General features: G+C 48.8%; 14 protein-coding genes and 1 pseudogene. All 15 read left to right on the top strand.

From position 1 onward, the window contains the following. Window positions 1–123 precede the first annotated feature (123 nt). Window positions 124–816, top strand: a pseudogene (locus LC653_RS42670) (DUF5996 family protein); the annotation flags it as partial. Window positions 817–865: 49 nt separating this feature from the next. Then, the gene (locus tag LC653_RS42665) at window positions 866–1243 is read left to right on the top strand and encodes a nuclear transport factor 2 family protein (RefSeq protein ID WP_190945955.1); all 378 of its coding nucleotides are present in this window, start codon (window positions 866–868) and stop codon (window positions 1241–1243) included. Continuing rightward, on the top strand, window positions 1221–1952 hold the full coding sequence (locus tag LC653_RS42660; RefSeq protein ID WP_229501321.1) for a CPBP family intramembrane glutamic endopeptidase: 732 nt from the start codon (window positions 1221–1223) through the stop codon (window positions 1950–1952). Before LC653_RS42665 ends, LC653_RS42660 begins: the two co-directional genes overlap by 23 nt. Before the next feature lie 51 nt (window positions 1953–2003). After that, window positions 2004–2738 (top strand): CPBP family intramembrane glutamic endopeptidase, encoded by a 735-nt coding sequence (locus LC653_RS42655; protein ID WP_229501320.1) that lies wholly within the window; start codon window positions 2004–2006, stop codon window positions 2736–2738. A gap of 63 nt (window positions 2739–2801) precedes the next feature. After that, window positions 2802–3782, top strand: a complete 981-nt coding sequence (locus tag LC653_RS42650) for an SDR family NAD(P)-dependent oxidoreductase (protein WP_229501319.1) — start codon at window positions 2802–2804, stop codon at window positions 3780–3782. A gap of 220 nt (window positions 3783–4002) precedes the next feature. After that, window positions 4003–4380 (top strand): hypothetical protein, encoded by a 378-nt coding sequence (locus tag LC653_RS42645; RefSeq protein WP_229501318.1) that lies wholly within the window; start codon window positions 4003–4005, stop codon window positions 4378–4380. A gap of 78 nt (window positions 4381–4458) precedes the next feature. Beyond that, window positions 4459–4860: a RidA family protein gene (locus LC653_RS42640; protein WP_229501317.1), complete on the top strand. Its 402-nt coding sequence runs from the start codon at window positions 4459–4461 to the stop codon at window positions 4858–4860. Continuing rightward, window positions 4857–5480: an SgcJ/EcaC family oxidoreductase gene (locus tag LC653_RS42635; protein WP_229501316.1), complete on the top strand. Its 624-nt coding sequence runs from the start codon at window positions 4857–4859 to the stop codon at window positions 5478–5480. The genes LC653_RS42640 and LC653_RS42635 overlap by 4 nt, the downstream gene beginning before the upstream one ends. 26 nt (window positions 5481–5506) lie before the next feature. Then, window positions 5507–5944: a peptidoglycan-binding domain-containing protein gene (locus LC653_RS42630; RefSeq protein ID WP_229501315.1), complete on the top strand. Its 438-nt coding sequence runs from the start codon at window positions 5507–5509 to the stop codon at window positions 5942–5944. A gap of 17 nt (window positions 5945–5961) precedes the next feature. Further along, window positions 5962–6255: a hypothetical protein gene (locus tag LC653_RS42625; RefSeq protein WP_105221027.1), complete on the top strand. Its 294-nt coding sequence runs from the start codon at window positions 5962–5964 to the stop codon at window positions 6253–6255. 72 nt (window positions 6256–6327) lie between these two features. Continuing rightward, on the top strand, window positions 6328–6453 hold the full coding sequence (locus tag LC653_RS46630; RefSeq protein WP_267923421.1) for a nuclear transport factor 2-like protein: 126 nt from the start codon (window positions 6328–6330) through the stop codon (window positions 6451–6453). Continuing rightward, complete coding sequence (locus LC653_RS42620; RefSeq protein ID WP_229501314.1) at window positions 6426–6695, top strand: nuclear transport factor 2 family protein; 270 nt, start codon at window positions 6426–6428, stop codon at window positions 6693–6695. Before LC653_RS46630 ends, LC653_RS42620 begins: the two co-directional genes overlap by 28 nt. Window positions 6696–6799: 104 nt before the next feature. Continuing rightward, on the top strand, window positions 6800–7018 hold the full coding sequence (locus LC653_RS42615) for an alpha/beta hydrolase (protein WP_229501313.1): 219 nt from the start codon (window positions 6800–6802) through the stop codon (window positions 7016–7018). 105 nt (window positions 7019–7123) lie between these two features. Then, a complete protein-coding gene (ycaC, locus tag LC653_RS42610) occupies window positions 7124–7765 on the top strand; it encodes an isochorismate family cysteine hydrolase YcaC (protein ID WP_214438917.1) in 642 nt (213 codons plus the stop codon). Window positions 7766–7911: 146 nt separating this feature from the next. Next, entirely contained in the window at window positions 7912–9468 is a 1557-nt protein-coding gene (locus tag LC653_RS42605; protein ID WP_229501312.1) for an iron uptake porin, read from the top strand. The last annotated feature ends 124 nt before the right edge of the window (window positions 9469–9592 follow it).

Below are 9592 nucleotides of genomic sequence, written 5' to 3'. Positions count from 1 at the left end.
GATTGCAGTTGAGCAACTTCATCTTCACTCAAGTCAACGATGTACTTCTTTGCCATGTTCCACCTCGTTTTTGGCTATTTTACCAATTAGAGGTTTTACTTAGCAAAGTTACCTTGGCAGACTACTAGCGACGGCATTACTAAAAGAATTGCACTGGCTCCTCGCTCTGTGGCAGATTTTTACCAAATGGTGCTAACTACATTGAGCGACATCGGCATAGAAGTCCAAATCTGGACGATGCCGCAAGAAGTGTCAGAACCAATCCCGTTCGATCAGGACTATCAACACGCAGCTTATGATCCGGAATATGCACAACGGTTCTGGCGAATTCTTGTGCAAGTCGATCGGGTCATGACCTTATTCCGTTCCCAGTTTATTGGTAAATCCAGCCCTGTACATTTTTTTTGGGGCAGCTTTGATCTTGCTGTGACTCGTTTCTCTGGTCGTCGTGCGCCAGAACACCCAGGGGGAGTTCCGAATATGGCAGATTGGGTCACACGAGAAGCCTATTCACACGAAGTCAGTAGCTGTGGTTTTTGGCCAGGGGGTGGGTCAATTGTGGAGCCTGTTTTTTACGCTTATGCTTACCCTACGCCGGAAAGGTTCCATGATTACCCGATCCAACCCACAGAAGCTTTTTACAGCTCAGAGATGCAAGAGTTTATCCTACCCTATGAAGCCGTGAGACAAACTGACGATCCAGATGCAATGCTCCTTGCTTTTTTCCAAAGCACCTATGAAGCAGCAGCCAATTTAGGACATTGGGATCGAGTTGCGCTGGAGCATTACTCAAAGTTGAGTGTTGGAACTTACTAAACTCCAAGTTGGCTAAAACAAAGACAACTTGAATAGAGGAGAAATTCAAATGTCAGACAAAAATAAAGCCATCTTAGAAGAGGCAAACGCGGCGATCGCCCAAGGCAACAATGAAGGATTCTTGTCGTTCTGCGCCGACGACATGGAATGGACATTTGTAGGTGACAAGACCCTTAAAGGAAAAGAAGCCGTTCGCCAATGGATGGCAATGACATACATAGAGCCGCCAAAGTTTAGGGTCGCTAACTTAATCGCTGAGGGTGATTTCGTCACGGCACTCGGCGACATCACCATGAAGGACGAAGACGGGAAGGCGGCTGATTACTCGTACTGCGACATCTGGCGCTTTCATGGCGGCAAGATTGTCGAATTAAGAGCTTTTGTCATCAAAACCGAGGTCAAGGATGAAACCAGCAGCGCGGCGTAAATCATCTGCAAAAGTCAGGATGTATTCTCATGAAAAATGCAACTGCTGGTATCGCGTCGGGCAGGGGTTCGTGGCGTGGTTCGTGCCATTCTGCCTAATCGGTGGGCTGGGACAGTACCTCTTCTACCCCGACACCTTTTCCTTTAACTCCGACCTGGCAGCGTTGGCGCTCTTCGTACCGATCGCACTGATCTTCACCGCCATCCAAACCACCACCGAGGAGCTTTTCTTCCGTGGATACATCGTGCAGGGTGCGAGCCTCATCTGGAGTAACCGTGTCTTTCTGGCGATCGTGCCAGCCGTGATCTTCACGCTGCCGCACCTTGGCAACCCGGAGGCGATAACTTCGTTAAGCTTTCCTTCGGAACGCTGCGCGAACGCTAACGCGGGTGGCTGGCTGACGGTCTTTTCCAACTACTTCCTCGTTCCGGGTCTGTTGTGGACTGTGGTCTCGTTGATTGACGGAACCACTGAACTCGCCATCGGCGTACACTTCGCGAACAACATCGGCAGCATACTCCTGTTCAACATAACTGGAAGTGCTGTGACCACACCGACTCTGTTCACAATCAGCAAGTATCACGCCACCTACGGGGCGCTATCAGTGCTGGTTGCAATACCCATGTTCCTGGCGATCGCCTACAAGGTGTTCAAACGCGACGAGGCATCCGAACCCGTTTTCCAGAGCCATCAGAAGGGTCGTCGGTGATCTCGTCAGTTCGTAGAACCATCAGCAAATGGATCAAAGGAGTTGATTATCATGTCTAAAGTGCCTTCTAACTACTCGCAGCAGCCAGGACATCTCCCCGCCGCGTCCTCGGTTCAGCTTAAGGTTTCCCGTCCAGGCTGGCTTGAGATCATTGTGGGTCTTGTCGTCTTGGCGATCGTCGGGTTCGTCGGTGTTTCGCAGCTCAAGCGGCTCGGTCTTGACCCCGTGGTCTACGGACTGATCTTGACTTCGTGGACAGGTGTCGCTACGCTAACCGCGTTCGCGGTGGCTGTGCGGCTGCGGATTCGTTCCCTGAACGCCTTCGGTGTGCGTCCGGTCTCTAAGCGCTGGTTGCTCATTGCGATCGGAGTTGGACTGGTTGCCTTCGTACTCAAGGGGCTGGCAGTTCTGGGCTGGATTCAGATCACCGGGAACACCAACAATGTCCAGGGTGTGTACGCAGAGGGGGGTAGCAGCGGAGTTTTATCTCTGGTTTTAGCGACATTTTTCATCGGAATCGTCACGCCCCTGGGTGAGGAGTTGCTCTTCCGGGGTGTCATCACTAACGCACTGCTGGGCTACGGCCCGTTCATCGGGGTCGTGGGTAGCACCGTGATTTTTGCCCTCGGTCACGGCATCAACATTGTCTTTCCCGCAGCCGTAGTAGCGGGTCTAGCCACTGCCGATATCTTTCGCCGCAGCGGCTCGGTCTGGCCCTCTGTCGTTGTTCACGTCGTTTTCAACCTGCCCACAATCCCGGTGATGGTAGCCGCTGGCATGGGCTGATAGGACGGATCGGAGTTTGATTTTGCGCCGAAGCTCATATTCGATTGAAACAGGAGAAGCACGATGATACTGCAAAATAAAGTGGCGTTAGTTACAGGAGGCACATCGGGAATTGGCAGAGCAACCGTGATCGCATTCGGTGCTGCTGGAGCCAAAGTGGTCTTCTCGGACATACGCGGTGTAAAAGGTGAAGAAACTGCTGATTTGATTCGCGAGACTGGGGCGGAATGCTTGTTCGTGAAAATTGCGATGCGTAGACTCGTGAGTTCACCAGATGCCGTTGGCAACCTCACCTTTCAAGACACTGAAGTTCCTACTCCGAAGGCTAACGAGTGCTTGATTCGCGTCAAGGCATTTTCGATGAATCGGGGCGAACTTAAGCGATCGCAAAACGATCCACTGGGCACTCCAATTGGCTGGGATGTCGTTGGCGTTGTTGAACAAACGGCACAGGACGGTAGTGGTCCACCCACAGGGACAAAAATTGTTGCCCTTTCTATCCGCTCGGAGGGCTGGGCAAAATATGTAGCAATTTCGACTCGCTTTCTGGCTATTATTCCCCAAAGCATATCACATACCGATGCCGCCACACTGCCCGTCGCGGGGTTAACAGCACTGTATGCAGTGGAAAAGGGATCTCGTTTACTAGGAAGTCGGGTGCTGACCACAGGGGCAACAGGGGGAGTGGGACTCTTCGCCATGCAGCTTGCTCGGATGATGGGAGCCAGCGTCGTTGCCCAAATTCGTCAGCCAGCGCAAGAAGCATTTGTGCGAGATTACGGCGCGGATGAAGTGGTGGTGACCGAGACTGGGCAAGAAGCCGAGCAGTTCGCGCCTTATCGACTGATTGTCGATGGAGTAGGAGGTGAATTGGTCGGGAAGCTAACTGCGTTTTTGGCTCAAGGAGGCACCTGCGTTTGTTATGGCAGTAGCAGCGGCAACGAGATGAAGCTGTCCCTAGCAGACTTCTTATTCCGAGAATGGAGGACAGCGCACGCTTTACGGGTTCACGCTGTACACCGAAGTAGAGCTGGAAAGTGCTAGTTCTGGGCTGGCTCGTCTGCTGAGGTTAGTTGAGCAGGGGCGGCTCAAAACGCATATTGATCGAGCAGTTTCGTGGCGTGAAGCAGACGTAACGTCGGCTGATTTGATCGGGCGCAGATTTTCAGGTAAGGCTGTGCTGCATGTGGACTAATTGTTGTTCATCGGCTGAGTCATGTCAGCCACCTAGGAATAGATTATCACTGAGCTTTATTTACAAAGAATGAAACAATTTACCTTGTTTACTTTCCTGTATCTGGCGCTGGGAGTTTGTCTAACGGCGATCGCGCTTGGATACCCAAACCTGCCTTCGGGTCTTCAAACAAGCTTGTTCATTAGTGCAGGAGCGTCCTACATTGCTTGTATTCTCAGTACCTTTCCATTTTGGCGTGAGACAGCGATTCGCTTCTATCGCAGGCGGAATTCATCGGTAATTCTACCCTGGTTGGTGATTGGATTCAATATTGTTTCGATGCTCTGGGAAGTTCAGAGTCAGAACTGGGCAATGGAAGCCATTTTACAAGCGTTTTCGCGGCTAATAGTTGTCTTACTGTTTGCAGAAATCATTGTGATTACATGGCAAGTGAATTCTGAACATTAGGGTCTAAATCGGATGATGCCGAAACAAACTCGTTTCAGCAACGCGAGATAGAGTCAAACGTACTACATGAGGAACACCATGAATAAGCCCAAGTTTTTTGTTACCCCTGGTTATGGGGAATATCTGTTAAATCAATTGCATTACTCGCAAGCGGTAAAAATTGACAATCGAGTGGAGATATCAGGGCAAGGCGGCTGGGATGACAATCTGCAAATTACCGAATCGTTTGCAGACGAGATTGCTCAGGCGTTCCGGAACGTCGAGCGAACCTTGGCGACGGCTGGTGCGGGTTGGGAGCATGTGGTTCACGTTAATTCTTACCATGTTGGCGGGTTACCCCCGGAGGTTAACGAAGTGATGTCCAAGCTATTTCGTCATTATATGCCCAACCACGCTCCAATCTGGACACAGGTAGGAGTCGCGGCGCTTGGACTACCCACGATGCGGATTGAAATTCGCGTGACTGCAATTGTTCCGTGAGTTTTGCAAGCGTTAATAACACAATTTATGCTGCTCGAAAACTGGTCTATTACTTAAAAGGAGAACTCAAGACTGTGAATTCACAAACAGCTCAAACCACCACTAATGCTGACGAGTCGGCAATCCGTGCTTTCCTTTACCAGATGATTGATGCTTGGAATCGAGGTAGCGGGGAAGGCTTTGCTGCCCCGTTCAGCAAAACTGCCGATTTCCTCACGTTCGAGGGCACACATCTCAAGGGTCGAAAAGAAATCGCTGCATTTCATCAGCAAGCGTTCGACACAGTTATCAAAGGAACATGCCTGGAGGGTGAGGTGAATTTTGTCCGCTTCGTGAACTCGCAACTCGCGCTCATGTACGTAGTTATCAGGGTAATACTGCCCGGACAAACTGAAACTTCACCGTCACGAGATTCGCTGCCGCTATACGTCGTAACGAAATGCGACGAAGGTTGGCAGATCGAAGGGTTGCTCAATACCCGGAAGTTAACGCTAGAACGTCAATTCTTCTTAGACGACTTTGACTCCCTGAGTACAGAGGCTCAACGTCAAGTGACCGACCTCGTTGCAGGTCTCAAAGCGAGTGGAGTAATCACTCCGACGCAAATTGATGCGAAATAAAACCAATCCCCATCAGGAGGACAATCATGAAACCTCAACTCATTTTCGGAGTACTAACGATCGCAACAGGATTGCTCGGAGGTTCATTCACTCATCCCGCGATCGCACACCGCATTCCTCCACAACAAACCTCCCCCATTCTGATCGCCACTGCCTACACTGATTTAACCTTACCTACCTTGCGCCAAGGCGATCGCGGCAGAAACGTGCAATTGTTACAGCGCATCCTTCAAGACAATGGCTTTTTAGGAGCCGCAGGTGTGAGGTTAGGCAATCCAAGAGAGGCGCTCGTCGATGGCATCTTTGGTGCGGTCACAGCGTCTGCGGTACGCGATCTCCAGAGACGATACAGAATCCCAGTTACAGGGCGAGTCAATCCAACCACCTGGGAAGTCCTGGATATGCACGAAAACCCCTATCGATCCCCGCTTCCCTGGAAACAACAGAACATTACACAACCATAAGCCACAGAAGATTTCTAATGAACCGAAAGATTCTTTCAACCAAAATCACAACTACAACCACAATCGCAATCACAATTCTGTTCGGCGTACTCCTACTGTTCAATTTTCCATCCCTGGCTCAAGTCAGTTCACAAGTGATTCCCAGAATCGAAGTGATCGAAAGTTCTGAAGGGATTCCACCCAGCTACCGTTTAGTCATTAGCCGATCTCAGGACAATGTTTATGTCTTCTGTCCGACTGACTTCGAGCCACAGTTGGACTATCTGCGAAATGTGAAGGCGATTCAATGTAAGCCGTTTACCAGTCCCTAGAAGTAAACCAGTGAGGGGCAACAGCATAACAACTCACACCACTTTGTTGCTTTGAACAGAGGAGAGATTCAGATGTCAAAGAACAATAAAGCAATTTTAGAAGCGGCAAACGCGGCGATCGCCCAAGGCAACTATGAAGGATTCTTGTCGTTCTGCGCCGACGACACGGAATGGACATTTGTCGGCGACAAGCCCTGAACGGAAAAGAAGCCGTTCGTCAATGGATGGTAACAGAGTATGTGGAACCGCCTTTGAATATCGTTGCGAACTTAATCGCTGAGGGGGATTTCGTCACGGCACTGGGCGACTTCACCCTGAAGGACAAAGACGGGAGGGCGACTCATTACTCGTACTGCGATGTCTGGCGCTTTCGCGGCGGCAAGATGGTTGAATTAAAAGCATTCACCGAAGTCAAGGATGAAACCAGCAATGCAGCGTAAAAGGAATCGATTACTGTGAAATTTTTTTCTGATCACCTACGAGAACAAAACCTGAACAAGGTAATCGAATCCGATCGGTTGCGGTCAGACCTTCCTTTTAGGCGATGGCGATCGCCAACATTCGCGGCGGCTCTGAATATGGCAAGGCATGGCACGAAGGCGGCATCAGCTTCGCCAAGACGCTCGGCGCGAGCCTGCTGACCGTCGATGGCGAACAGCACGGTGTAGCCCTCACCGTCGGCAATGCGTGTGTCAACGACATCGTCGCTGACTACCTCATCGGTCTCAAAATCCCCGCAGACGGCGTTCGCTGCGTCCTTTAGGCGCGTTGGGACACTGAGTCCATCTCGCAACAGCTTACGCCATAAGCTATTTAGAGCATTCTGCAATTCCTCATTCCCAATAACTCAAATTAGGATCAATAACTCATGTCTACATTCAAGTACAACCGGTTAGACAAAAATAATGCTGCGGTGCTGCTGGTCGATCACCAAACTGGACTGTTCTCACTTGTGCGTGATATTGGTGCAGCCGACTTCAAAAATAATGTGTTAGCACTGGCAAGTGCAGCCAAGTTTTTTAACCTGCCTACAGTTTTGACAACTAGCTTTGAGGATGGCCCCAATGGTGTCATCATCCCTGAACTGAAAGAGAAGTTTCCCGATGCTCCCTTTATTCCCCGCCCCGGACAGATCAACGCTTGGGACAACGAGGACTTTGTGAAAGCAGTAGAAGCCACAGGCAAAAAGCAATTAATCATTGCCGGGATTGTCACCGATGTATGTGTTACTTTTTGTGCGCTTTCGGCATTGGAGGCAGGTTATGACGTTTTTGTTGTCACCGATGCCTCTGGAACCTTTGATGAAGCCTGTCGCTATGCAGCTTGGGATCGAATGTCTCGTGCTGGAGTTCAATTGGTCAATTGGTTTAGCGTTGTGGGTGAATTGCACCGTGACTGGCGTAACGATATTGAAGGGCTAGGTAGTCTTTTAGCAGGGTTTATTCCTGACTACAAAAACCTGATGACCAGCTATGCAGCAAACTCAAGTGCTGGATCTCCCAGTAAATAATGAGAAAGTGTCTATTTTAGCTCGTGTGTAACTGAGTTGGTATTGTCATCGCTAGGTTATCAACTTTACTTGAAACATAGCGGTGACAACTACTTCTTGGTAAAAAATTGCCGAACAATCTGGTGTCTCTAAGGTGGTTGTTCTCAATGAAACTTTTTTCTCAATTAATTCTCTCGTCATCTCTGATCTTTGGAGTATGCCTTACTCAGCAATGCCTTTCTAGGTCTGCTACTGCCAAAGATACGTTGCCCGAGCAAGTCACATCTGTGAATCAGCTTACTGATGTGCAGCCTACAGATTGGGCATTTCAAGCATTACAAGCATTAGTCGATCGCTACGACTGCATTGTTGGTTATCCCGATCAAAAATTTCAAGGCAATCGCTCAATCACTCGCTATGAATTTGCTGTCGGGTTGAATGCTTGTCTCGCTCGGCTCAATCAGCTACTAGAAAGTACGACAGCAGATGTGATTAAGAGAGAAGATTTACAAACTTTGCAAAGACTTCAAAAGGAATTTGCAGCAGAACTCTCAATATTGCGTGGACGGGTAGATTCCTTAGCAACACGCACAGATCAATTCGAGTCTCAGCAATTCTCGACGACGACAAAATTTACTGGAGAAGTAGTTTTTGCGGTGAGTGGTGCATTTGGCGATGATAAAGCTGTACCAGCAGGAGAAACACCTGGCTCCAGGGGTAAGGTCGGTGATAATATCATTTTTAGCGATCGCGTGCGGTTGATATTTAACACCAGTTTTACGGGGCAAGATTTACTGAGAATTCGATTTCAGGCTGGCAATATTCCCAACTTTAGGGAAGCCACAGGCACAAATATGGCTCGCCTCAGTTTTGATAGTGATACAGGTAATCAGTTAATTCTCAATCAACTCTATTATCAATTTTCCATCGGGTCTGCTGTTAAGGTGAGTGCGATCGCTCAAGGTACGTTATTTGATGTGGTCGATACCATTAACCCTTTATTGGGAAGTGATGGCAGAGGTTCTATTTCTGCATTTGGGATTCGCAGCCCTATCTATCGTGAAGAAACAGGTGGGACAGGCATTGGTATCAGTTATAACTTCAACTCAGCCATCAATTTGGCACTGGTTTATCTTGCTAGTGAAGCCAACAACCCGACTGCGGGATCTGGATTATTTGATGGTTCCTACTCTGCCCTAGCACAACTGACATTAAAACCTACGAAATCCTTAAGTTTTGGCTTAACCTATGCTCGTTCTTTGAATGCGATCGATATCAGTACAAGTAGTACCATTACCAATGACCCCTTCAATGGAGCCAGTAAAAACATTGTTGGGAATAGCTATAGTCTTGCAGCTTCCTGGCTCGTCAACCCTGCCTTCAGATTAGGGGGCTGGGTAGGATATCTCCAAGCATCGGCACAAGATATCCCCAATGATCCCAGCGCTGAGATTTTTTACTATGCTGTTAATTTTGGATTCCCAGATTTGGGCAAAAAAGGCAATCTATTGGGCTTTGTCTTTGGACAACCCCCCAAAGTAATCAGCAATGAGTTTGGGGTAATAGATCGCAACACCTCATTGCATTTTGAAGCCTTATATCGATTGCAAGTGAACGATAATGTCTCAATTACCCCTGGTGTGATTGCTATTATCAACCCCGATCACAACAGCAATAATGACACGATTTTTGTTGGCACCATTCGGACGACGTTTCAGTTTTAGTAGTCTGCCAAGGTAACTTTGCTAAGTAAAACCTCTAATTGGTAAAATAGCCAAAAACGAGGTGGAACATGGCAAAGAAGTACATCGTTGACTTGAGTGAAGATGAAGTTGCTCAACTGCAATC

Source organism: Nostoc mirabile CHAB5784 (assembly GCF_020829645.1).
Lineage (GTDB): Bacteria > Cyanobacteriota > Cyanobacteriia > Cyanobacteriales > Nostocaceae > Nostoc > Nostoc mirabile.
Note: the sequence above shows the minus strand (reverse complement) of the source record. Positions and strands in the feature narration are given on the sequence as shown.